Annotated in this window: 22 protein-coding genes; 8 read left to right on the top strand and 14 right to left on the bottom strand. The window is 73.1% G+C overall.

Annotated features, from left to right (window positions below; all coding sequences use genetic code 11):
• Window positions 1-7: 7 nt before the first annotated feature.
• Window positions 8-1,711, bottom strand: a complete 1,704-nt coding sequence (locus AB0J53_RS32980; RefSeq protein ID WP_364179612.1) for an IlvD/Edd family dehydratase — start codon at window positions 1,709-1,711, stop codon at window positions 8-10.
• A 91-nt stretch (window positions 1,712-1,802) separates the two neighbouring features.
• Here AB0J53_RS32980 and AB0J53_RS32985 point away from each other — a divergent pair, with 91 nt between their 5' ends.
• Window positions 1,803-4,106 (top strand): phosphoketolase family protein, encoded by a 2,304-nt coding sequence (locus tag AB0J53_RS32985; protein WP_364179614.1) that lies wholly within the window; start codon window positions 1,803-1,805, stop codon window positions 4,104-4,106.
• A gap of 13 nt (window positions 4,107-4,119) precedes the next feature.
• On the opposite strand, the gene AB0J53_RS32990 is transcribed toward AB0J53_RS32985, so the two are convergent.
• The 4 genes from AB0J53_RS32990 to AB0J53_RS33005 all read right to left on the bottom strand — a co-directional run bounded on the left by AB0J53_RS32990 (window position 4,120) and on the right by AB0J53_RS33005 (window position 6,686).
• Window positions 4,120-4,491 (bottom strand): response regulator transcription factor, encoded by a 372-nt coding sequence (locus AB0J53_RS32990; protein ID WP_364179616.1) that lies wholly within the window; start codon window positions 4,489-4,491, stop codon window positions 4,120-4,122.
• Window positions 4,488-5,528 carry a PAS domain-containing sensor histidine kinase gene (locus AB0J53_RS32995; RefSeq protein ID WP_364179618.1) on the bottom strand — a complete coding sequence of 347 codons (1,041 nt, stop codon included), beginning with the start codon at window positions 5,526-5,528 and terminating at the stop codon, window positions 4,488-4,490. Before AB0J53_RS32995 ends, AB0J53_RS32990 begins: the two co-directional genes overlap by 4 nt.
• Window positions 5,529-5,556: 28 nt before the next feature.
• A complete protein-coding gene (locus AB0J53_RS33000; RefSeq protein WP_219518851.1) occupies window positions 5,557-5,952 on the bottom strand; it encodes an ATP-binding protein in 396 nt (131 codons plus the stop codon).
• A 71-nt stretch (window positions 5,953-6,023) separates the two neighbouring features.
• Complete coding sequence (locus tag AB0J53_RS33005; protein WP_364179620.1) at window positions 6,024-6,686, bottom strand: response regulator transcription factor; 663 nt, start codon at window positions 6,684-6,686, stop codon at window positions 6,024-6,026.
• Window positions 6,687-6,915: 229 nt separating this feature from the next.
• Here AB0J53_RS33005 and AB0J53_RS33010 point away from each other — a divergent pair, with 229 nt between their 5' ends.
• From AB0J53_RS33010 to AB0J53_RS33025, 4 genes are all read left to right on the top strand, one after another.
• On the top strand, window positions 6,916-7,398 hold the full coding sequence (locus AB0J53_RS33010) for a cation:proton antiporter regulatory subunit (protein WP_364179622.1): 483 nt from the start codon (window positions 6,916-6,918) through the stop codon (window positions 7,396-7,398).
• 9 nt (window positions 7,399-7,407) lie between these two features.
• On the top strand, window positions 7,408-8,568 hold the full coding sequence (locus AB0J53_RS33015) for a cation:proton antiporter (RefSeq protein ID WP_219513861.1): 1,161 nt from the start codon (window positions 7,408-7,410) through the stop codon (window positions 8,566-8,568).
• Between the two features lie 83 nt (window positions 8,569-8,651).
• Window positions 8,652-9,269 carry a pentapeptide repeat-containing protein gene (locus AB0J53_RS33020; protein WP_364179625.1) on the top strand — a complete coding sequence of 206 codons (618 nt, stop codon included), beginning with the start codon at window positions 8,652-8,654 and terminating at the stop codon, window positions 9,267-9,269.
• Window positions 9,270-9,466: 197 nt separating this feature from the next.
• The gene (locus AB0J53_RS33025; protein WP_246646465.1) at window positions 9,467-10,363 is read left to right on the top strand and encodes a hypothetical protein; all 897 of its coding nucleotides are present in this window, start codon (window positions 9,467-9,469) and stop codon (window positions 10,361-10,363) included.
• 58 nt (window positions 10,364-10,421) lie between these two features.
• Here AB0J53_RS33025 and AB0J53_RS33030 read toward each other — a convergent pair whose 3' ends face one another.
• Window positions 10,422-11,261, bottom strand: coding sequence for a helix-turn-helix domain-containing protein (locus AB0J53_RS33030; protein WP_364179626.1), 840 nt, complete (start codon window positions 11,259-11,261; stop codon window positions 10,422-10,424).
• Between the two features lie 131 nt (window positions 11,262-11,392).
• Between AB0J53_RS33030 and AB0J53_RS33035 the strand changes: the two genes are divergently transcribed.
• Complete coding sequence (locus tag AB0J53_RS33035; RefSeq protein WP_364179628.1) at window positions 11,393-12,385, top strand: aldo/keto reductase; 993 nt, start codon at window positions 11,393-11,395, stop codon at window positions 12,383-12,385.
• A 68-nt stretch (window positions 12,386-12,453) separates the two neighbouring features.
• Here AB0J53_RS33035 and AB0J53_RS33040 read toward each other — a convergent pair whose 3' ends face one another.
• The gene (locus tag AB0J53_RS33040; RefSeq protein WP_364179630.1) at window positions 12,454-13,494 is read right to left on the bottom strand and encodes a hypothetical protein; all 1,041 of its coding nucleotides are present in this window, start codon (window positions 13,492-13,494) and stop codon (window positions 12,454-12,456) included.
• A gap of 66 nt (window positions 13,495-13,560) precedes the next feature.
• On the opposite strand from AB0J53_RS33040, the gene AB0J53_RS33045 reads away from it, so the two are divergent.
• Window positions 13,561-13,842 carry a hypothetical protein gene (locus tag AB0J53_RS33045; protein ID WP_219513885.1) on the top strand — a complete coding sequence of 94 codons (282 nt, stop codon included), beginning with the start codon at window positions 13,561-13,563 and terminating at the stop codon, window positions 13,840-13,842.
• On the opposite strand, the gene AB0J53_RS33050 is transcribed toward AB0J53_RS33045, so the two are convergent.
• From AB0J53_RS33050 to AB0J53_RS33070, 5 genes are all read right to left on the bottom strand, one after another.
• Complete coding sequence (locus tag AB0J53_RS33050; protein WP_219513887.1) at window positions 13,834-14,856, bottom strand: acyl-CoA desaturase; 1,023 nt, start codon at window positions 14,854-14,856, stop codon at window positions 13,834-13,836. The two genes, AB0J53_RS33045 and AB0J53_RS33050, sit on opposite strands and share 9 nt — an antisense overlap.
• 87 nt (window positions 14,857-14,943) lie before the next feature.
• Window positions 14,944-16,059: an FAD-dependent monooxygenase gene (locus AB0J53_RS33055; protein ID WP_364179633.1), complete on the bottom strand. Its 1,116-nt coding sequence runs from the start codon at window positions 16,057-16,059 to the stop codon at window positions 14,944-14,946.
• A complete protein-coding gene (locus AB0J53_RS33060) occupies window positions 16,050-17,702 on the bottom strand; it encodes an MFS transporter (protein WP_364179635.1) in 1,653 nt (550 codons plus the stop codon). The genes AB0J53_RS33055 and AB0J53_RS33060 overlap by 10 nt, the downstream gene beginning before the upstream one ends.
• 85 nt (window positions 17,703-17,787) lie before the next feature.
• A complete protein-coding gene (locus AB0J53_RS33065) occupies window positions 17,788-19,188 on the bottom strand; it encodes an FAD-binding oxidoreductase (protein ID WP_364179637.1) in 1,401 nt (466 codons plus the stop codon).
• 80 nt (window positions 19,189-19,268) lie between these two features.
• Window positions 19,269-19,469, bottom strand: a complete 201-nt coding sequence (locus AB0J53_RS33070) for a hypothetical protein (RefSeq protein ID WP_219513901.1) — start codon at window positions 19,467-19,469, stop codon at window positions 19,269-19,271.
• A gap of 385 nt (window positions 19,470-19,854) precedes the next feature.
• Here AB0J53_RS33070 and AB0J53_RS33075 point away from each other — a divergent pair, with 385 nt between their 5' ends.
• Window positions 19,855-21,540 carry an exo-alpha-sialidase gene (locus AB0J53_RS33075; protein ID WP_364179639.1) on the top strand — a complete coding sequence of 562 codons (1,686 nt, stop codon included), beginning with the start codon at window positions 19,855-19,857 and terminating at the stop codon, window positions 21,538-21,540.
• Between the two features lie 72 nt (window positions 21,541-21,612).
• Here AB0J53_RS33075 and AB0J53_RS33080 read toward each other — a convergent pair whose 3' ends face one another.
• On the bottom strand, window positions 21,613-22,485 hold the full coding sequence (locus tag AB0J53_RS33080) for a PRC and DUF2382 domain-containing protein (protein ID WP_364179641.1): 873 nt from the start codon (window positions 22,483-22,485) through the stop codon (window positions 21,613-21,615).
• Between the two features lie 131 nt (window positions 22,486-22,616).
• Window positions 22,617-23,192 carry a DUF4142 domain-containing protein gene (locus AB0J53_RS33085; RefSeq protein WP_364179643.1) on the bottom strand — a complete coding sequence of 192 codons (576 nt, stop codon included), beginning with the start codon at window positions 23,190-23,192 and terminating at the stop codon, window positions 22,617-22,619.
• Between the last annotated feature and the right edge of the window lie 17 nt (window positions 23,193-23,209).

Here is a 23,209-nt window from a genome sequence, read left to right on the forward strand (position 1 = left end):
TTGCCGGTCAGTGGGAATCGCGGCCCACGGCGTCGCCGCTCGACCCGCGCAGGAAGTCCAGGTCGGCGCCCTGGTGGGCCTGGTTCACGTGGTCGATGTAGAGGCGTTCCCAGCCGCGGGCGGGCCTGGCGTGGCCGTCGGCGACGGGCGGCCTGGAGTTCAGCTCGGCGTCGGGGATGTCGACGTCGAGCCGCCGGGCGGCCACGTCGAGCACGATCGGGTCGCCGGTGCGGACCCGGGCCAGCGGCCCGCCGGCTGCGGCCTCGGGCGAGGCGTGCAGCACGACGGTGCCGTAGGCGGTGCCGCTCATCCGGGCGTCGCTGACGCGGACCATGTCGCGCACGCCCTTGGCCAGCAGCTTGGCGGGCAGCGGCAGGTTGCCGACCTCGGGCATGCCGGGGTAGCCCTTGGGGCCGCAGCCGCGCAGCACCAGCACGGAGGTCTCGTCCACGTCCAGGTCGGGCGAGTCGAGCCGGGCGTGGACGTCCTCGACGCTGTCGAAGACGACGGCGCGGCCGCGGTGGCGCAGCAGCTCGGGCGAGGCGGCGGCGGGCTTGATGACGGCGCCCGACGGCGCCAGGTTGCCGCGCAGCACGGCGATGCCGGCGTCGGGCAGGAGCGGGTCGGCGCGCCGCCTGATGACGGTCTCGTCCCAGATGCGGGCGTCGTCCAGGCAGGCGGACAGCGGCGCGCCGGTGACGGTGGGCTCGTCGTGGAGCAGGTCGGCGACCTCCTTGAGGAGGGCGCGCAGCCCGCCCGCCCGGTAGAGGTCGTCCATGAGGTGGCGTCCGGCGGGCTGCAGGTCGGCCAGCAGAGGCACGCCCGACCCGGTGCGGTCGAAGTCGTCGAGGTCGAGCTCGACGCCGAGGCGGCCGGCGATGGCCAGCAGGTGGATGACGGCGTTGGTGGAGCCGCCGATGGCGGCGAGCGTGACGATCGCGTTGAGGAACGCGCCGCGCGTCATGACGTCGCTCGGCCGGCGTCCCTCGCGGACCAGGCTGACGGCCAGGCGGCCGGTCTCGTGGGAGCGTTCGAGCAGGCGGCTGTCGGCGGCGGGGATGCCGGCGGTGCCGGGGATCGTCATGCCGAGCGCCTCGGCCATGCAGGCCATGGTGGAGGCGGTGCCCATCGTGTTGCAGTGGCCCCGGCTGCGGATCATGGAGGATTCGGAGTCGAGGAACGCCTCGCGCGACAGCGTGCCGGCGCGCACCTCCTCGCTGAGCCGCCACACGTCGGTGCCGCAGCCGAGCGGGACGCCGCGGAAGTGGCCGGTGAGCATCGGCCCGCCGGGCATGACGACGGCCGGCAGGTCGACCGAGGAGGCGGCCATGAGCAGCGACGGGATCGTCTTGTCGCAGCCGCCGAGGAGCACGACGCCGTCGATCGGGTTGGCGCGCAGCATTTCCTCGACGGACATGGCGGCCAGGTTGCGCCAGAGCATGGCGGTGGGGCGGACGTTCGTCTCGCCGAGCGACATCACCGGCAGGTTGAGCGGGACGCCGCCGGCGGCCCAGACGCCGTCGGAGACGCTGCGGGCCACCTCGCCGAGGTGGGAGTTGCAGGGGGTCAGGTCGGAGGCGGTGTTGGCGATGGCGATGTGCGGCCGCTCGCCGTCGAAGGCCTCGCGCGGTAAGCCTCTGCGCATCCAGGCCCGGTGGATGTAGGAGTTCCTGTCGTCGCCCGAATACCACCGTGAGCTTCTCAGCGCCATGCCGGCACTGTAGCCGAGCGTCCGGCTCCGGTCCCGTACCCGCTCGCGGCCCGCCGCTTACGCCCCGGCCCGCCGGGGCAGGGGCCACGGCATGGACCATGTCGACGCATACTGGCGCGCGGCCAACTACCTGTCGGTCGGCCAGATCTACCTGCTGGACAACCCGCTGCTGAGCGAGCCGCTGCGGCCCGAGCACATCAAGCCGCGCCTGCTCGGCCACTGGGGCACGACGCCGGGCCTGAACTTCTGCTTCGCCCACCTGAACCGGGTGATCCGGGAGCGGGACCAGGACATGATCTACATCGCCGGTCCCGGCCACGGCGGCCCGGCGGCGGTGGCGCACGCGTGGCTGGAGGGCTCCTACACCGAGCGCTACCCGGACGTCACGCGGGACGCGGAGGGGATGCGGCGGCTGTTCCGGCAGTTCTCCTTCCCCGGCGGGGTGCCCAGCCACGTGGCGCCGGAGACGCCGGGGTCCATCCACGAGGGCGGCGAGCTCGGCTACGCGCTGGCGCACGCCTACGGGGCCGCGTTCGACAACCCGGACCTGGTGGTGGCGTGCGTCATCGGCGACGGCGAGGCCGAGACGGGCCCTCTCGCCGCGAGCTGGCACTCCAACAAGCTGCTGGACCACGAGCGTGACGGCGTCGTGCTGCCGATCCTCCACCTGAACGGCTACAAGATCGCCAACCCGACGCTGCTGGCCCGCATCCCGGAGGCCGATCTGCTCAAACTCCTGGAGGGGTACGGGTACCGCCCGCACGTCGTGGGCCCGGACCACGGCGAGATGGCGGCCACCCTGGACGAGGCGTTCGAGGAGATCGCCGCCTACCGGGAGGGCGCGGACCGCAGGCTGCCGATGATCGTGCTGCGCACGCCGAAGGGCTGGACGGGCCCGCGCGAGGTCGACGGGCTGCCGGTGGAGGGCACCTGGCGCGCCCACCAGGTGCCGCTGGCGGCGGTGCGCGACAACGCCGAGCACCTGGCGATGCTGGAGGAGTGGATGCGCTCCTACCGGCCGGAGGAGCTGTTCGACACCGGTGGGCGGCCGGTCGCGGGCGTGCTCGGCACGGTCCCGGAGGGCGGGCGCCGGATGAGCGCCAACCCGCACGCCAACGGCGGCGAGCTGCTGTCGCCGCTGCGGCTGCCCGACTTCCGCAGGTTCGCCGTCGAGGTCAAGTCACCGGCGACGCAGGCGAGCGAGCCGACCAAGGTCCTCGGCACGCTGCTGCGCGAGGTCATCAGGGACAATCCGCGCACGTTCCGGCTGATGGGCCCGGACGAGACCGCCTCCAACCGGCTCAGCGCCGTCTTCGACGCCACCGACCGGGCCTGGAACGCCGAACGGCTGCCCACCGACGAGCACCTGGCGCCCGGCGGCCGGGTGATGGAGGTGCTGAGCGAGCACCTGTGCCAGGGCTGGCTGGAGGGCTACCTGCTGACCGGCAGGCACGGGCTGTTCAACTGCTACGAGGCGTTCATCCACATCGTGGACTCGATGTTCAACCAGCACGCCAAGTGGCTGGAGTCGTCGCAGAAGATCCCCTGGCGGCGGCCGGTGGCGTCGCTGACGTACCTGCTGTCGTCGCACGTGTGGCGGCAGGACCACAACGGCTTCAGCCACCAGGACCCGGGCTTCCTGGACGTGGTCGTCAACAAGAAGGCGTCGGTGGTGCGCGTCTACCTGCCGCCGGACGCCAACACGCTGCTGTCGGTGGCCGACCACTGCCTGCGCTCGCGCGACTACGTGAACGTGATCGTGGCGGGCAAGCAGCCGGTGCTCGACCTGTTCACCATGGACGAGGCGATCGCCCACTGCACGCGCGGCCTGGGCATCCTGCCGTGGGCCTCCAGCGACGCGGGCGCCGAGCCCGACGTGGTGCTCGCCTGCGCCGGCGACGTGCCCACGCTGGAGACGCTGGCGGCGGCCGCGATCCTGCGCGAGGAGCTGCCGGACCTGAAGGTGCGGGTCGTCAACGTGGTGGACCTGATGCGGCTGCAGCCGTCGTCGGAGCACCCGCACGGCATGTCCGACGCCGAGTTCGACACGCTGTTCACCACCGACAGGCCGATCATCTTCGACTTCCACGGCTACCCGACGCTGATCCACCAGCTCACCTACCGCCGCCACGGCCACGCCAACCTGCACGTGCGCGGCTACAAGGAGGAGGGCACCACGACCACGCCGTTCGACATGGCGATGCTCAACGACATCGACCGCTTCCACCTGGTCATGGACGTCGTCGACCGGGTCCCCGGCCTCGGCGCCCGGGCCGCCCACCTGCGCCAGCGGATGGCCGACTCCCGCCTCCAGGCCCGCGCCCACACCCGGCTGCACGGCGAGGACGCCCCCGCGATCAGCTCGTGGACCTGGCCGGACACGTCCATGTCCTGAGCGCCGTGCGGGTTCAGCCGGTGGCGGCCCGGCGCACCGCCGCCACGATGGCCGTGTTGGGCAGGCCCTTGAGCAGGTACGTGGTCACGCCCGCCCGGCGCATCTCGTCCACCGAGCCGGAGTCGCCGTAGGCGGAGAACGCCACGACGCGGGTGGCGGGCGAGCGGCGGCGGATCTCGCGGGCCGCCCACGCGCCGCCGCCGGGCATCCGCACGTCCAGGACCGCCACCGCCGGCCGGTGCAGCTCCGCCAGCTCGGCCGCCTCGCCCGCGTCGGCCGCCACCGCCACCACCGTCAGTCCCGGCTCGGCCTCCAGCACCTCGGCCAGCACCTCCCTGATCAGTGGCTCGTCATCGGCGACCAGCACCGTGACCGGGTCGCTCACGGCCCGCCCCGGGAGACGGCGGGCACCCAGAACTCGACCGTCGCCCCCTCTCCCGGGTTGCCGCGCACGGCGCACCAGCCGCCCGCGATCTCGGCGCGCTCCCGCATCTCGATCAGCCCGAAATGGCCGGGTTCGGGGTCGTTCTCCCCGGCGTGCTCGAAGCCGTGGCCGTCGTCGTTCACCCAGACGTGCACGCCCTGCTCCGCCGAGGCCAGCCGGACCGTCACCGCGCGGGCGCGGGCGTGCTTGCGGACGTTCGTCAACGCCTCCTGGCAGATGCGGAAGATCGTGATCGACGTCTCCGGCGGCGGCTCGGCCGCCAGGTCGTGGGTCAGCTCGTAGGTGAGCCCGTCGCCCGACACCACCTGGTCCAGGTAGCGGGTCAGCCCCTCGACCAGGCCGGTGCTGTCGATGCCCGGCGGGTGCAGCCGGAAGGTGAGGTTGCGCAGCCGGCCCACGGCGGCGTCGACCGTGTCGTTGAGCCGCGTCACCGCCGCCTGGTGCTCGCCCGTCAGCCGCGTGGCCAGCAGTTGCAGCCGCATGCCGACCGCCACCATGGACTGGATCGTGTCGTCGTGCACGTCCCAGGCGATGCGCCGGCGCTCCATCTCCTGCGCGTGGACCAGGTGCGCCAGCAGCCTGCCGCGCTCGTCCAGCGCCCGCTCGACCGCGCGCCGCTCGGTCAGGTCGCGCGTCACCTTGCCGAACCCGCGCAGCCGCCCCTGGTCGTCGCGCAGCGCGGTGATGATCACGTTCGCCCAGAACCGGGTGCCGTCCTTGCGGACGCGCCAGCCCTCGTCCTCCAGCCGGCCCTCCGCGACGGCCACCTCCAGCTCGCGCGCCGGTTTGCCCGCCGCCACGTCGGCGGGCGGGTAGAGCGCCGAGAAGTGGCGTCCGACGATCTCGCCGGCGGTCCACCCCTTGATGCGCTCGGCGCCGGCGTTCCAGCTCACGATGTGTCCGCGCGGGTCCAGCATGAAGATCGCGTAGTCGACGACGTTCTGGACCAGCAGCTCCAGGTCGCTCTGCTCGGGCATACCGCAGCTTCGCACAGCCGCGCGCTCGTCACACCGCCCGCTCCCCGGCTGTCAGCTCGCACCAGACCACCTTCCCGCCCGTGTGCGGCGTGACGCCCCAGCGGGTGCACAGCTCGCCGATGACGTGCAGGCCCCAGCCGTCGGCCGGTCCGGGCATGCGCGCCTCCGGCAGCCGCTCCGCGTCGTCGCCGACCTCGACGCGGACGTGCCACGAGCCGCCGGTGATGCGCAGCACCGGCTCGCCCGAGCCGTGCCGCAGCGCGTTCGTGACCAGCTCCGACACCACCAGCAGCACGTCGTCGCGGGAGCCGTGGTAGTCCCAGGCGTCCATGGCGTCGCGGGCGATCCGCCGGGCCGTCGTGATGCTGCCCATCTCCTCGGCCAGGCGGTGCTCCAGCCTGAACGGCCCGACCTCCGTGCCCATGCCTTTACTGTCGGGCAGCGCGCCCGTCGATCACGAGACGCATCCGCCCCGGTCCGCCTGGTGCAAACGCATCAGTCGAGCAGGCCCTCGCGGCGGGCGATCGCCACCGCCTCCAGCTTCGAGCGGGCCCCCAGCTTCTCCAGGACGTGCTGCACGTGGTTGCGCACCGTGTTGCGCGCCACCCCGAGCCGCCGGCTCATCTGCTCGGTGCTCACCCCGTCGGCGAGCAGCAGCAGCGTCTCCCGTTCGCGCCCGGTGAGCGTCCCGCCCGGGCCGCGGCCCCGGCCCGCCAGCCGGTCGAGCACCCCGGGCAGCAGCGCCGGCCCGAACACCACGCCGCCCGCCGCCACCTCGCGGACCGCCGACTCCAGCTCCCGCAGCGGCGACGTCTTCACCACCAGGCCCGCTCCCCCGGCCTCCACCACCCGCGCGGCCACGTCCGCCGACGCCTCGGCCGTCAGCACCAGCACGCGCGCGCCCGGCGCCGCCTCCCGGATGCGGCCGATCGCCGCGACGCCGTCGCCGTCGGGCAGCCGCCGGTCCAGCACCACCACGTCGGGGCGCCACCTCCCGGCGCCGGCCACCGCCGCCGCCACGGTCGCGGCTGTGGCCACCAGGTCGATGCCCGCCGCCTCGTCCAGCGCCGCGCCCAGCGCCTCGGCCACCATGTCGTGGTCCTCCACCAGCATCAGCCGGATCGGGCCGGTCGCCGTGGGGCGCGGTAACTGCGTCATGCGGGCTCCGTTCGCTGAGGGCCGGTCACCGGGCCCGTCCATTGTCCGCGATCCCGCCGGAGGCCCGCGAGACCCCTGCCTGCGTCCGGGGGCGACCGAACCGGGCTCGGTCTGTGGCCGCGAGGGGAGCCTGTTGTGCCCTGAAGAGGGCTTCTGTATGGACAAACCCAGCGGAGAGCATTGGTAGGGTATTCGGGATATTTCCGGACTTGATGGGTGGGATAGACCGGTGGAGGTCGAGCAGACGGCACTGCCCGGGATCGGGCTGCGCCATGATTTCACCACCCAGTCCGGCAAACGCGTCGGTGTCGTCTCGCACCGCACCGGCCGCCGCGACCTGGTGATCTACGACCGCGAGGACCCCGACCGCGCCTGCGAGGTCGTCAAGCTGAACGACGAGGAGGCCGACGCCCTGGTCGAGCTCCTCGGCGCCCCCCGCATCGTGCAGCGGCTCAACCAGGCGCACCAGGAGGTCGAGGGGCTGGTCAGCCTCCAGCTCGCGATCCCGCCGGGCTCCCCGTACGCCGACCGCCCGATGGGCGACGCCCGCGTCCGGACCCGCACCAACGCCTCCATCGTGGCGGTGGTGCGCAACGGGAACGTGGTCGCCAGCCCGGGCCCCGGTTTCGTGTTCGCGGCCGGCGACATCGTCGTCGTGGTGGGCACCGCCGACAGCACGTCCGAAGTCGCCGACATCCTGGCCGAAGGTTAAGGGCCGCGGGTGCACCACACCGCCATCCTGTTTCTCGAATTCGGTGCCGTACTTCTTGGTCTGGGTGTGCTGGGCGCGCTGGCGTTGCGCGCCGGCATCTCGCCCATCCCCCTCTATCTGATCGCCGGCCTGGCCTTCGGGACGGGCGGCGTGCTGCCGCTGGCCACCAGCGAGGAGTTCATCTCCGTCGGCGCGGAGCTGGGCGTCGTCCTGCTGCTGCTGACGCTGGGGCTCGAGTACAACGCCGACGAGCTCGTCACGAGCCTGAAGAGCAACGCCCGCGCGGGCATCGTCGACCTGGTGCTCAACGCCGCGCCGGGGGCGATCTGCGCCCTGCTGCTCGGCTGGGGCCCGGTCGCGGCCGTGGCGATGGCGGGCGTCACGTACGCCACCTCGTCCGGGATCACCGCGAAAGTCCTGTCCGACCTGGGGTGGATCGGTAACCGCGAGACGCCCACGGTGCTGTCGCTGCTGGTGTTCGAAGACCTCACGATGGCGATCTACCTGCCGGTGCTGACGGCGATGCTCGCCGGGCTCAGCCTGGTCAGCGGCGCGGTGACGGTGGCGATCGCGCTGGGCACCGTGAGCGTGGTGCTGCTGGTCGCGCTCAGGTTCGGCAAGTGGATCGAGGCGTTCGTCTCCAGCCCGAACTCCGAGGTGCTGCTGCTGAAGGTCGTCGGCCTGGCGCTGCTGGTGGCCGGGCTGGCGCAGCAGCTCCAGGTGTCGGCGGCGGTCGGCGCGTTCCTCGTCGGCATCGCGCTGTCGGGCCAGCTCGCGCACGACGCGCAGGCGCTGCTCGCGCCGCTGCGCGACCTGTTCGCGGCGGTCTTCTTCGTCTTCTTCGGCCTGCAGACCGACCCGGCGAAGATCCTCCCGGTGGCCGGGCTGGCCGCCGCCCTCGCGCTGGTCAGCATGATCACCAAGCTGCTGACCGGCATGTACGCGGCCCGCCGGGCGGGGATCTCGAAGGCCGGTCAGGCGCGGGCCGGCATCGCGCTGGTGCCGCGCGGCGAGTTCAACATCGTCATCGCCGGTCTGGCGGTGGCGGCCGGGGCGCATCCCGACCTCGGGCCCCTGGCGGCGGCGTACGTGCTGATCCTGGCGGCGTTCGGCCCGCTGGCGGCCAAGCTGGTGCAGCCGCTGTTCGAGGCCATCGCCAAGCGCGCCTGACCCCGGGCGCGTTTTCTGTCGGTGGGCGATGGCAGGCTGGTCCTCCGAGGTGAGCGCTGGGCGCGGAAGGGGTGACGGGCTGGATGGCCGACCGCAAGCACGGGGTCCCGGCGCCGCCGACGGAGTCGGCGATCAGGTCCGCCGACTGGGACGGCCGTGAGCTGATCCGCGAGACCTATCACCGGGTGCTGTTCGTCGACGTCGACATGACCGAGCTGGTCGACCGGGGCTCGGCGTTCGAGGAGTGCACGTTCAGCAACGTGCGCTTCAACGTCTCCGAGCACGAGGACGCCAGCTTCCTCAACTGCACGTTCTCGCGTTCCTCCTTCTTCGACGCGACGTTCCGCGGCTGCAAGCTGACCGGCAGCATGTTCGACGGCTGCACGTTCGGCCTGTTCAAGGTCGAGGGCGGCGACTGGTCGTTCGCCGGCCTGCCGGGCGCCGACCTGCGCGGCAGCTCCTTCCACGGCGTCCGGCTGCGCGAGGCCGACCTGACCGGGGCCCGGCTGGAGGGCTCGGAGGTCAAGCGGTGCGACCTGTCGGGCGCGTGGCTGCACAGCGCCGACCTCACCGGCTGCGACCTGCGCGGCAGCGACCTGGGCAGCCTCGACCCGCACGTCACGGCGGTCGATCGGGCGATCATCGACCCCTTCCAGGCCACGGTCGTCGCGAGCGCCCTGGGCTTCACGGTGACCGGCTGAGCCTCGCCCCTCATTCGTGGGGTTGACCGGGTGGTTCACGCGGCGGACAGTCGCGTTGTCAGGTCGGCCACGCACGACGGTGAGAGCCGCGCGACGCGTTCTCCTTCACCGACCGGTCCGTCTCACCGGCCCGTCCCACCCGCGCGTGCTGCCGCCCAGCCCTCGCTCGCCCGCCGTCCAGCACCCTGAGGAGAAGCATGCAACCGCCCGCCCCCGCAGAACGCCGTCCCACGCGCCGGGTCCGCCGCGCCTTATCGGCGATCGTCGGACTCGTCGCGCTGGTCTTCCTCGTCACCCCGCCCGTCAGCGCCGTCGCGCTGCCCACCCCGCTGCAACTGGTGTCGAACCTCGACCTGGAGTGCTTCAAGACCAGCCCCTACCAGCCGCCCGCCGTCGGGCTGACGCTGCGCCACCTCAACCCGGTGCTCAGCGGCCTGCGCAGCGAGCAGGTCACGCTCGGCCAGCGCGACCAGCTGTGCGTCCCCGTGGCCAAGAACGGCGTGATCCCGCCGGACGGGGTGCTCGACTTCATCCGGTTCGTGGACCTGTCGTGCTACCGGGTCACCGGGCCGGCGGCGAACAAGCCGCTCGTGCTCAGCCAGCTCAACCCCGTCCTGCGTGACGTGCCGCGCAAGCAGATCACGCTGAACCGGCCGGAGCAGCTGTGCGTCCCCGTCGCCAAGAACGGCGTGCTGCCCCCGGCGGAGGTGCTGCGGGTCGTCAGCCACGTCGACCTGCTCTGCTACGGCGCCACCCCGAACGTGCCGATGAACAGGGCGCTGACGCTCCAGCAGCTCAACCCGGTGCTCGTCGGCAAGATCCCGACGGCGGACGTGCGGGTGAGCTACTCGCGCCAGCTCTGCGTGCCCGTGTACAAGGGCGGCGACGACATCCCGGCCGACGTGCTGGAGATCGTCCGGTGGATCGACCTGGAGAAGTACGACATCACGGCGCGCGCGATCACGCCCGTCGACCTGGCGCTGCGGCATCTCAACCCGGTGCTCGCCCGCCTGCCCGAGGAGCGGGCGACGCTCACCGCGGCGGTCCAGCTCGGCGTCCCGGTCGCCAAGGACGGCCGGATCCCGCCCGGCTGACCGGCGGTTCCGACAGCGGGCCTCGCCGCCGGTGGCGGCGGGGCCCGCCCTGCCGTGCTCAGCCGGTGAGCGCGCGGGGACGCCGGTCCGCGAGCGCGTCGAGCGCCGCGGCCGTGGCGGCGTCGCCCGGCAGGTGGACGACCAGGCGCTGGTCCGCGTCGGGGATCTCCAGGGTCTCCGGCGTCAGCCGCAGCTCGCCGGCCTCGGGATGGACGACCCGGTACGCGCCGGGCTCCGCCGCCGCGAGCGCCGGGCGGCCGGTGAACGCCGCCCCGGCGGTGACGGCGAGCTCGTCCACCAGGGCGCGGGCCTGGACGTCGGCGAGCGCGGCGGCGCGGTGCAGCTCGACGGCCTGCGCGGCGGCGAGGCGTTCCCAGTCCGGGTAGGCGGCCCTGGCCCGCGGATCGGTGAACAGGTGACGGGCCAGGTTGGGCGCCTCGCCGTCGAGCACGCCGAGCGGCCCGGCGAGCCTGGCGTAACCGGTGGTGTGCGCGAGCACGTCGTACACCCGGTTGACCAGCACGGCCGGGGCGGGCTCCAGCCGGTCGAGCACGGCCCGGACGGTGGCGCGCACGGCCCGCGCGGGCGGCTGGTCCATGCCCGGGCACAGGGCGCTCTCACCGGTGTTGACCTTGACGAGATGGTGCAGGTGGAGCCGCTCGCCCGGAGGCAGGCGCAGCGCGTCGGCGAGCGCGCCCAGCACCTGCGGCGACGGCTTGCGGTCGCGGCCCTGTTCGAGGCGGGTGAGGTACTCGACGCTGACGCCCGCCAGCGTGGCCAGCTCGGCGCGGCGCAGGCCGGGGGTGCGCCGCCGGGGGCCCGCGGGCAGCCCCACGTCGGCGGGGCGGACGGCTTCACGGAGGGCGCGCAGGCAGGAGCCGAGCTCGTTGTCACTCACGGGGACGAAGTGTACGGATCGGGCGGGCTCAGGGTGGCCCCCGCAGGGCCGGTATCGGGCCGGTCTCCCTCCGGCGCGACCGGAACGGCATCGTGGGCGGGGACCGCTCATGACGAAAGGGTACGAACAACATGCGTTATCGCCTGCTCGGCCGGACCGGGCTGCGAGTCTCCGAGCTGTTCCTGGGGGCCATGACGTTCCGCGAGGCGTCCCCCGAGGTGCGCGAGATGGTCGACCTGTACGCGGAGGCCGGGGGCAACGTCATCGACACCGCCTCGGCGTACGGGGAGAGCGAGGAGGTCGTCGGCGAGCTGCTGGCCGGGCGGCGCGACCGGTTCGTGCTCGCCACCAAGTACACGCTCAGCCGCGACCCCTCCGACCTGAACGCCTCCGGCAACCACCGCAAGAACCTCGTCCTGTCACTCGAACGCAGCCTGCGCCGGTTGCGCACCGACTACGTCGACGTGTTCTGGGTGCACATGTGGGACCGGCACACGCCGATCGAGGAGACCATGCGCGCCCTCGACGACGCGGTCCGCGCCGGGAAGGTCCTGTACGTGGGCATGTCGGACGCTCCCGCGTGGGTGGTCAGCCGGGCCGACACGCTGGCCGAATGGCGCGGCTGGACCCGCTTCGCCGGGCTGCAGGTGCCGTACAACCTGCTGTGGCGCGACATCGAACGCGAGCTGCTGCCGATGGCGGGCGAGCTCGGGATGAGCGTCGCCGCCTGGGGGCCGCTGGCGGGCGGCGTCCTGTCGGGCAAGTTCACCGGCGGCGCGCCGGTCGCGCCCGGCACCCGCGTCGCGCCCGCCTCCCTCGGCGAGCGCGAGCACGCGGCGGCGCGCGCGGTGCTGGAGGTCGCGGCCGAGCTCGGCGCCACGGCCTCGCAGGTCGCCATCGCCTGGACGATGGCCCGCTCGCGCGCCGTCCACCCCATCATCGGCGCCAGCGGCCCCGGCCAGCTCCGCGACAACCTCGGCGCCGCCGCCGTCACCCTGCCCGACGACGCCCTGCGCCGCCTGGAGTCCGCGGTCCCCTTCTCCCTGGGCTTCCCGCTCGACTTCATCGGCGACGCCACCTCCGCCGCCCTCGGCCCCGAATACCGCCTCCTCGACGGCCGCTGACCCACCCCGGATGCAGCGCGAGCCCGGGGCGGTCCGGCGCGGGGGCGGGGTGCCCACGTCCGCAGGGGTCAGGAGGGAGCCAAAGTGTGGGCGATCCGGGTGAGGGCGGGGAGGGCGGCGAGGACGCGGGTGGCGCGGTCGCGGCGGGCGTGCGGGGTGTCGGCGCCGAGGTCGGCGAGGAGGGCGTGGAAGTCGTCCAGCAGGGCCGCCGGGGGCCGCCGGCCCGCTGAGGCGAGTTTGGCGAGGCAGCGGGCGTACGTGGCGACGAGCCAGAAGGCGGCTTCGCGGTGGAGGCCGCGGTCGAGGAGGTCGCGGCTGCCGTCGACGGCGACGGGCCGGGCCGGGCGGCTGATGTCGGAGGAGAAGCGGTAGGCGGGCGCGTGGACCGGGGCGGCGTGGTCGAAGGCGCGTTCGACGGCGGCCAGGTGGCGTCGGGCCCTGGCGGGGGTGAGGGAGGCGCTGCCCAGCAGGTCGAGCAGGTGTTCGTGGCATTCGGGCAGCCCGCGCGCGGCCAGCAGCTCGCCGGCGGCCTCGTAGCGGCGGCGGATGGTCGGGTTGCGCAGCCCGGCGACGAGGAGGACGTGCGCGGTGACGCCGGTGCCGAAGAGCCAGGCGGTGACGTGCGCCTCCTCCGTCATCCCCGGGCGGCCGGGGGTGACGACGTCCGCCAGGAAGGCGCGTACCCGGTCCAGCGCGTGGCCGGTCCGGGCGAGGACCCAGCGGCGTTCGGCGAAGCGGCGGGAGATCTCGCGCTGGAGCGCGGTGAGCCGCCCGGCGGGGTCGGCGAGCACGCCGGGCCGGTGGAAGGCGCCCGCGAGGTGGTAGTCGGCGAGGACCGTCTCCGCGTCGGCGACGGCGTCGGCGGGCAGGTAGGAGACCTCCAGCAGCACCCCCTGGTGCCGGAACTTGCCGCCCCCGGCGAGGGGGACGGCGTCGGGGACGGGGTCGAGGGCGACCATCACGTCCACGTCGGAGCCGGTGGGGAGGTCGTCGCCGGACTCGGCCCACAGGGCGGACCCGGTGAGGAACGCCCCGGCGAACCCGGGCAGCCGCGCCCCCTCGTCGCGCGCCCACTCCCCCGCCACGCGCCGGGCCTCAGCGATCAGCATCCCGCCGAGCCTAGCGCGGCCAGGTTCGCCGCGCCCGTCCTCGGGCAGTCGTAGGGGATGCGCTCTGTGAGCCCGGACCTGGAGCGGCTGGTCCGCCGGGAGCTGATCGACGCCGGGTTCACGATCGAGCGGGCGGCGGCCCCGGCGGACGGCGGGCTGAGCGTGTGGCGGGAGCCGGGCCGCGGGGTGGTGGTCCGGTGGGACGTGCCCGCCCGCGGCGACGGCGCGCGGGGGGCGACGATTCGGGTGGCGGTCCGGCTGGCGTTACGGACGGTCCTGGCGGAGGCGGGGTTCGAGGTGTCGGAGGACGGCGACGGCGCGGAGCTGGTGGTGCTGTCGTCACCGTAGCGGGCGGCCGACCTCGTGCAGGTGGCGCAGCGCCTGCCCCCAGGAGGCGAACAGCCCGGCCTCGGTGTACGGGACGTCCAGGGAGCGGCAGTAGTCGCGCACGATGGGCCGGGCGCGGCGCAGGTTGGGCGCGGGCATGCTGGGGAACAGGTGGTGCTCGATCTGGTAGTTGAGCCCGCCGAGCGCCACGTTGACGAGATGGCCGCCGCGGACGTTGCGTGAGGTGAGCACCTGCTTGCGCAGGAAGTCGAGCTCGTCGTCGGCGGTCAGGACCGGCATGCCCTTGTGGTTGGGGGCGAACGTGCAGCCGAGGTAGACGCCGAAGCACGCCTGGTGGACGAGGAGGAAGACGAGCGCTTTGCCCACGGGCAGGACGGCGAAGACGGCGGCCAGGTAGGCGACGTCGTGGGCGATGAGCAGGGCGGCCTCGGTGCCGCGGTTCTTGAGCGTGGGGCGGCGCAGCGATCGCAGGCTGGAGACGTGCAGGTTGAGTCCTTCGAGCGTCAGCAGCGGGAAGAACAGGAACGCCTGCCACCGGCCGACGAAGCGGGCCACGCCGCTGCTGTTCTCGGCCTGCTTGACGGACCAGACGAGCACGTCGGGCGAGACGTCGGGGTCGTGGTCCTCGTGGTTGGGGTTGGCGTGGTGGCGGGTGTGCTTGTCGGTCCACCAGCCGTAGCCGAGGCCGATGCCGAGGTTTCCGGCGATGAGGCCGGCGACGCGGCTGCGGCGGCGGGAGCGGAACACCTGGCCGTGCGCCAGGTCATGGGCGAGCAGCGCGACCTGGGCGAACATCACGGCGAGGAAGACGGCGACGAGGATCTGCCACCAGGAGTCCCCGACGAGGGCGAAGGCGGTCCAGCCGCCGGCGAACAGGGCGGCCACCAGGGTCATGCGGACGGCGTAGTAGACGGGCCTGCGCTCCAGGAGCCCTGCCTGGGCGATGCGGCGGGAAAGGCCGGCGAAGTCGCTGCCCTGCCGGGCCGGGCGTGCCGGGGCTTGGTCGATCGTCATATCGCTCAAGCATCGCGGTCGCGCCCGGCCGGCGGACTGCCGCTGCCACCCGTCTTCGCGGTAGGGCTGGCCCTACCGCGGCGGGGTTCAGAGGCGGGTGACGAACTGCTCGTCCATCGGCGGCGTGTCGCCGAACACGTGCAGGTCCTGGCGGAACGTCCGCAGGTAGGCGTCCCTGTCGTGGTAGGTCCCGGCCAGGGCGTCGCCGTAGTCGATGAGCTCGCCGTGCGCGCGCCTGCGCGGCTCGTACGCGTCCTCCAGCGCCTTCTCCAGCCGGGCGGGGTCGCCTCCGGCGCCGATGACGGCCTCGGCGAGGATCTCGGCGTCGTGCAGCGTGTAGCTCATGCCCATGCCGGTCATCGGGTGGCAGGCGAACGCGGCGGAGCCGAGGAGCGCGGCGTTGCCCCGGTGGTAGGCGGGCACCCGCATGGCGGAGATGGGGATCGTCTGCCAGGCGGCGTTGCCGAGCACGTCGAAGGCGTCGGCGTTGTCGGTGACGAACGAGCGGAGGCCGTCGAGCAGTTCGGGCGTGCTGGGCTCGGCGTCGCCGGGCAGGCCGACGAACACCCTGGCCTGGTCCTGGTCGACCGGGTACAGGTAGCTGAACCAGCCTCTGGAGTCGAAGTAGAGCCGGTTGAGCTGGGCGATGCTGGCCGTCAGCGGCACGGTGGCCACGCGCAGCAGGTGCGGGTAGGCGGTGGTCTTCCTCTCGACGCCGAGCGCCTGGCGCACGGCCGAGCGGGTGCCGTCGGCGCCGATGACGACGCCGGCGCGCAGCTCGCGGCCGTCGGCGAGGACCAGGTGGCCGATGTTGTCGCCGTCGGTGGCCAGGTGGTCGATGCGGGCGTCGAACAGGAACTCGACGCCTTCCATCGCGCAGGAGGAGTAGATGACCTCGACCAGCTCGCGGTAGGGGCGGATGAGGAACCCGTCGGGGTAGCGGCACTCCTGGATCGGCTGCCCGTCGTGGTAGTAGCGGACGACGTCGCGCTTGAGCGCCTGCCGTTCGACGAGGCCGATGAGGCCGTGGCGGGCGAGCACCTGCATGCCGGGGCGCTTGACGAAGTCGGCGCCGGCGGTGGGGACGGACGGCCCCTGCTCCACGACGACGACGTGCTTGCCGCCGCGGCCCAGCAGCAGTGCCAGGAAGCAGCCGCCGAGCCCGGCGCCGACGATCGCGACGTCGCAGGATGTCATTGCCATGACGAGAGCCCTTCTGATGATCGGACGAGACGCGTGCCCCCATGGGCGCGGGTGGACGAGCCGGGGGTGGCCCTCATGGCATGGGCCTGGGCTCGCCGCGGAGCGGGTACGGGATGGGGGGCTCGGCCGGTCGCGGCTGCCGGGCGCTCTCCGGGTTGGGCGGGCAGCAGCGCGTCGGCCTCGGCGGCGACCGCGGCGAGCGTGCTGCGGAGCTCCAGGAGCATGCGGCGCGGCACCAGTACCATGACCTCGCCGGTGGCGTGCGGCATGCGGAGCATCTTGATCAGGGCCAGGCTGCCGATAAGCACCGAGACGGCCACGCACAGCGCGAGCGCGCTGGCGAGTCCGCCCATGGGCCCGGCCATGAACGGGTGGTCGATGACGACCGAGACGGTGGCGACGCCCACGGCCCCGCCGACCATGCGGGACATGACGGCGGCGCCGACCGCGGAGGCGTACTGGTGCGGGTGGGCGGCCAGGGTGGTGGCCATGGAGGTGCCGGGCGCGAGGGCGCCGACGCCGACGCCGACGGCGACGCTGGCGGCCAGGCCCCACAGGGTCGGCCCGGTCTGGGCGAGCGCCACGACGCAGGCGCCTCCGGAGACCGCGGCGCCGAGGTAGATGAGCCCGTACGGCCCGATCTTGCGGACGATCTTGCCGCCGAGCCAGGCGGTGATCACCATGGCGATCGAGGTCGGGGTCAGCCAGAGGGCGACCTCCATCATGGAGAAGCCCACGTGCATCAGGTAGAGCGGCTGGAGGGTGAGCAGCCCGTACGACAGGACGCCGAATCCCCACGTGGCCAGCCAGCCCCAGGCGAACCCGGGCCGGCGCCAGAGCGTCAGGTCGACGGCGGGCACCCGGTGGCGGCGGGCCTGCGCGAGCGCGGCGGCGAGCAGCACGAGGGCGCCGCAGGCGAGCCAGCCCGCGTCGGCTCCCCAGGCGGTGACCTTGGAGATGGCGAGCACGAGGGCGGCGATGGCGGCGGCCAGCAGCACGGCGCCGATCATGTCGGGCCTGCTCCTGGCCTGGGCGCGGGCGCTGCCCTCGGGCAGCCAGGCGCTGGCGACGAGGAGCAGCAGGCCGACGACGACGACGGGCGCGAACAGGGCGCGCCAGCCGAAGGCGCCCGCGAGCCAGCCGGCGCCGGCCTGCATGAGCAGGCAGCCGAGGCCGGAGGCGGAGCTCCACAGCGCGATGGCGCCGCGCCGCTGGTGCTCGGGCAGTTCGCCGAGCAGGACGGCGAGGCTGGCGGGGATCATCGCGGCGGCGCCCGCGCCCTGCACGGCCCGGGCGGCCAGCACGAGCGGCCAGGTGGGCATGGTGAGGGTGGCGATGCCGCCGATGACGAACACGAGCAGCCCGATGACGAGCACGCGCCGCCTGCCGAACAGGTCGGCCCAGCGACCGGCGGTCGCCAGCAGCGCCGCGATCGGGACGAAGGCCGCGCTGGTCAGCCAGACCAGGTCGTTCAGCGGCATGCCGTTGCCGGCGTCGGTGTGGCGCATCAGGCCGACGGCGATCGTGGTGGCCGTGATGTCGGCCATGACCGCCAGCATGACGCCCGCTCCTACGAGCCGGAGCAGGGTTCCGCGCCGGACGGCGGGGCCTCCTGCCTGGATGGCCGCTGGTGACGAGGGCACGTGGTCACCTCCATGAGAGCCTATGGTTGACCGCCGCCGGCGCGGGGTTCCGGCCCTGGCGCGCCGGCCGGCGGACGGGGGTCGGTCAAGCGCTGTAACGTCCGGGCGACACCAGCCCGTACGGGTCCATCGCGGTCTTGAGCCTGCGCAGCATGCCGAGGGTGTCGGGCGTGCTCTGCGCGTAGAGGTCGGCGGCGGAGTTGTCGATGTCGGAGCGGTAGATGGCGCATCCGTGGCCGCGCAGCAGGCCGCCCGCGTCCTGGCGGAGCCGGTGGGCGCGGCTGACGGCGTCGGCGTCGTCGCGGTCGAAGAAGATCTGGATGACGCCGTTGGCGAGGTTCCTGCTGATCAGGTTCCACTCCAGCATGGCGGCGGTGCCGTTGCACTCGACGGCGGCGCGCAGCACCTGGAGGATGTTGTCGGTGGAGCGCGACTCCATCGGGAGCTGCGGCAGCAGGGCGAGGAAGCCCATCTTGCCGGTGTCGATCTGGTCGCAGGACGTCACGCCGAGCGCCTTGTGCACGCCGCGGCAGGTGGGGATGCCCTGCGCCATGAGCGCCCGCGGGTAGAGCGGGTCGTCGGACATGACGGCGGTGGCGTCCAAGACGCGCAGGCCCTCGGCGCCTTCGACCTCCAGCAGCGCCTTGCGCAGCAGTTCCTCGGCGAGCTGGACGGTCTCGCCGCTGCCGAGCAGCGGTCCGACGATGGTGAACAGCTCGGGGTCGACGCCGTCGGGGACGGTCCAGCCGCCGCGGCTGGGCACGAGCGCGATGTCGCGGACGCGCAGCAGTCCTTCGGCGGGGTTGCCGCGGCGCAGGAACGTTCCCAGCGCGCCAACGGCCCGGCCGACCTGGTCGCGGGGGATGCGCCCGTGCACGAGGCCGAAACTGGCGGGCCTGGGCACCAGCGCGATCGCCATGGCGGTGACGATGCCGAGGTTGCTCTGCACGAACGCGCCGGTCAGGTCGGGGCCGGCGACGCGGCCGCGGTAGCGGCCCCAGGTGTCGAGCCCGCCGGTGTGGACGAGGCTGCCGTCGGGCATGACGGCCTCGATGCCGGCGACGTCCTGGATGCGGGAGCGCACGGAGCCGTCGCCGCGTTCGAGGGCGTTGCCGAGCACGGAGGTGTCGGCGCACGAGGCGGTGACGTTGAGCAGCCACGGCGTGTCGCGCAGCTCGGCGGCGAGCTGGGCCTGGGTGACGCCGGGCTCGACGACGGCGAAGCCGTTGTCGAGGTCGAGGCTGCGGATGCGGTCGAGGCCGCTGAGGTCGACGACCACGTTGTCGTCGGTGGAGGGGACGCCCGATCCCATCCCCCAGTTGCGGCCGGTGCTGATCGGGTAGATCCGGTGTCCGTCGGCGGCGGCGCGGCGGACCACGGCGCGCACCTCGGTGACGCTCTGCGGGCGTGCGACACCCGCGATGACGCGTGGACGGTGAGCTCCGACGTCCCGTGCTGCCGACGCCAGTCGCGTTTGACCCTGCATGACACTCCTCTTTGCTGAGATGTCGTCCCGTGTGGTCCCGCCGGTGCGCTCCCGGCGGAATCCCCCCGCTGGTCCCGCGATCAGGCGGTGCGCTTGAGCAAGTCGTCGATGGATCCGATGGCCCGGTGGGAGATCTCCCTGATCTGCTGGAGTCGCTCGGCCACCTGGGTGTCGGGCTCTTCCGGGGGGAGTTCCGGCGGGGCTTCCAGCACGGCGAAGCGCGGCCGGCGCGGCGGGTCGGCGCTGTAGGGGTGGCGGTAGTTGTCGGTGTGGAGGGACATGACGTGGGGCTCCTACCGTGGGGGTGCGGTCAGCCGTGCCTCTGTAAACTTCCACTAATTCTGTGAGTCATGATCCTGCCAATAGCCCCCCTCCTGTCAACTGGCACTTAACGAAGGCGGCTGGTTTACCGTTCGGCAGGCTGGGCAAGCGCCTCGCCCGCCGCAGGGCGCCCCGAACGCCGCTCCAGCCGCGCCCGTGCGCCGTTTCGGCAGGACTCGTCAGGTAAATGCGGCTCATCGCGCCTTTCGTGATCTACAGTCCGGATATGGCGCTAAGGCAAGATGAACGTCCCCTGAGGCCGGGAAAAGGCGACCCCGCGGTTACAGCGGGGGACCCCGATACGCGGGCTCCGTCGCGGTCGTCGCGGCGGCCTGCCTCCTGCCGATGCTGCCCGCGACCCGGAGCGCGGCGGGGGTCGCGTACTGCCGGGTGCCCGACACGCGGCTGACCGAACCGGCCTGGATCCACCCGGCCCCGCGCCCTCCGGCGGCCGAGCCCGACGCGCGGCAGCGGCTGGACTTCGCCGGCTTCCCGAACGCCGCGGCGATCGACACCGCCGAGGCCGACGGGTCGCCCTCGCAGCGGGTGCTCGTCACGTACTCCCGGAACGCCGACGCCGTGATGGAGTCGTACAAGAGCGCCGAGGCCGCGTCCACGGACGGCGGCCTGACGTTCGGCGCGCCCGCCGACACGCCGCTGCGCGAGGCGCCGATCCAGCTCCACGACGGCGGCCTGTTCGCCACCGCGTACTACCTGACCAGGCAGGACGAGCACACCAACCGGCTCGGCGTGTTCACCTCCCCGGGGCTCGGGCAGCCGTGGACGCGCACCGAGGCCACGTTCACCAGCCCCGGCGAGCTGGTCGGCGGCGGGGTGGCGCACGGGCTGCCGATCCAGCTCGCCGACGGCACGATCCTGGTGAGCGTCTACACCCGCTACACCGACACCGGCAAGCACCAGGCCGAGGTGTACGCCAGCGCGGACGGCGGCAGGACGTTCAACCGGCGCGGCGTCATCGCAAGGCCGTCCGGGGTCCACGTGTACAACGAGGCGGCGATCGAGCAGACGGCCGACGGCAGCCTGCTGGCGGTGCTGCGCCGCGAGGGCGGCCAGTACGCCACGCTGGCCACCAGCCGCTCGGCCGACGGCGGCGTCACCTGGTCGCCGGTGCGCGAGCTGACCTTCGACGGCAAGGACTGCGTGGTGCGCGGGGTGGCGCCGCGGCTGCTGCTGATGCCGGGCGGGACCCTGGTGCTGAGCGCGGGCCGCCCGGACGTGTGGCTGGCGCTCTCACCCGACGGGCTCGGCGAGACGTGGGAGGACCCCCGGGTCACCTACCACAACCGCGACGGCGTCTACGACGCGCACGGCACGTCCGGCTACACCGGCATCGCGGCGGTCGGGCCGCACCGGCTGCTGCAGGTGTTCGACAACTGCAAGCTCCCGGGGCTGCTGCCCGGCGGCGGCCTCAACGAGACCGCCTGCCCGGACAGCGGGCTGTTCGAGCACGGGAGCTGGTACGGGATCCGGCACCGGACGATCGACCTGCCGGAGCCGGCCCCGGGCAGGCTGGACCTGGCGGCGCTGCACCGTTCGGGCACGCTCACCGTGGAGTCGACGATGACCTGGTCGAGCCCGTCACGCCCGCGCACGCGCGCGGAGGGGGCCTTCGACGGGAGCACCGCCTACTGGTCGGGCGCGGTGGCCGCCGGCGGGCCCGGCACGCTCACGCTCGGCTTCGGCAAGCGGCAGCGGTTCACCCGGCTCGGGCTCAGCCTGCGGCCGGGGCATCCGGCGAGCGCCCGCGTGTACGTCTCGGACGACGGGGTCTCCTGGGGCGAGCCGGTGGCGACGGTCACGGACCGCACCGATTACGCGCTGCGCCATGTGACGTTCGACCCGCCGGTCAGGGGCAGGCACGTCAGAATCGTCGCCGAGGAGAGCTCGGGATGCGATCCCGAGATCGGCGCAACCTGCGCGATGCTCAACGAGGTCGAGCTTTATGCCAAGCCTCGCAAAAAGCTTCTGACAGGCAACTTGACTGAACTTGACAATACAATATTCGATTGAATCTATAACTTTATTGGGAAATGGCGGGAAACGCGGTGCGCTCCCGCCACATCCGGGCCGGCGGCCGCCCGCTCAGCGGTCGCCGCGCCTGTCGCGGTCGCGGCGGACGCCCTCGTCCAGGGGCCTGCCGTCCTGGTCCTGCTCCACGTCGAGGTGCTCCTTGCGGACCTTGCCGCGCACCTTCTCCTCGCGGCTGACCCGTTCCTTGTGCACGTGCACCCGCTCGACCGGCGTGGTCTCGGTCCCGACGACGGGCCGCTCCTCGTACAGGGTGATGACCTCCTCGTCCTCGCCGATCCTGGCGTCCGTGGTGCTGCCGTCCTTGATGGGCTCACGCTCGATCACGACCTCGTCGTGCGCGAGCGGCACGGTCTCCTCGACGTCCTCGCTCTCGACGTACTTGCGCAGCCGCACGTGGCCGGCCTCGCGGCGCTCCTTGCCGACGTGCATGTGCTCCTCGGAGCGGGTCATGTCGATGTCGCCTTCGCGATCGCGCTCGCGCCCGCGCATCGCCTGGCCGGCGCCCGCCGCCGTGCCCGCCGCCGTGCCCGCCGCCGTGCCCGCCGCCGTGCCCTTGCCCGTGGTCGTCCCGGTCGTCCCGGTGCCCGTCTCGGGCTTGCGCTGGGTCGGGATGTTCGACGGCTGCAGGCCGTAGTAGCGGTAGAGCGCGGCCTCCTCCTCCAGGGTCAGGCGGTCGTCCACGTCGACGTTGGGCGCGCCCTTGATGGTCTCCTTGTCGTACGGGGCGCGGATCTCCCCGCCCGAGCGGCGCGAGCCGGCCAGCGGCACGAAGGTCTGCCGCATGCCGAACATGCCGGTGCGCACCGTCACCCACTCCGGCTCGCCGGTGCGGTCGCTGAGGAAGACCTGGCCCACCTTGCCGATGTGCTGGCCGTCCGAGCCGATGACATGGCAGTCGAGCAGACTGCGGATCTCTGTTTGCATAGCCACGACGATTCCCCCGAATTGTTCGTCCCGCGGCCTATGTCATGGCCGACAGGTGGCTCAAATCGGACAAATACCCCGCATTTCTATAAGCGCACGCCTGACGGGCAGGTTTTGCCGGATCCCGGGATTCAGTTCGCCGCCCCGGCCTCCTTGATCATGTCCAGATGGTGCTGCAGCTTGGGCAGCGCGTCCTCGGCCATCGCCTTCACCTCGGGCGAGGAGCCCTTCTTCAGCTCCACCTGCGTCTCGGCGACGGCCTTGCGGTGCTCGGCCCGCATCGCCGCGAGGAACTCCTCGTCGAAGTCCGCCTTGGCGGCCGACTCCAGCGCCTGGATGACCTTCTTCTGCGCGCTCGTCGCGCTCGACGGCAGCTTGACGCCCAGCTTCCCGGCGGCGGCCGTGAGCTGCTCGTCCAGCGCGGTGTGGTCCTTGACCAGCAGCTCGCCCACCTCCTTGACCTTGGCCCCGGTCGCCTTGTCCGCCGCGAGCTCACCGGCCTGGATCTCGGCCAGGTTGCCCTGGTGGATCTTCTTCATCCAGATCCGGTCCTGGTCGGACAGCGCCCCCGGGGAGGCCGTGCCCGTCGCCGTGGGCGAGGGGGCGGGCGACTGCAGCCCCGCCGAGGTCCTGGCGTCGGCGCAGCCGGACACGGCGGCAGCGGCGGCCCCCGCCGCCACCAGCAGGGCAAGAGATCGGATACGCATGAACGGTCCCCCGAATC

Source organism: Nonomuraea sp. NPDC049725 (assembly GCF_040674795.1).
Lineage (GTDB): Bacteria > Actinomycetota > Actinomycetes > Streptosporangiales > Streptosporangiaceae > Nonomuraea > Nonomuraea ceibae.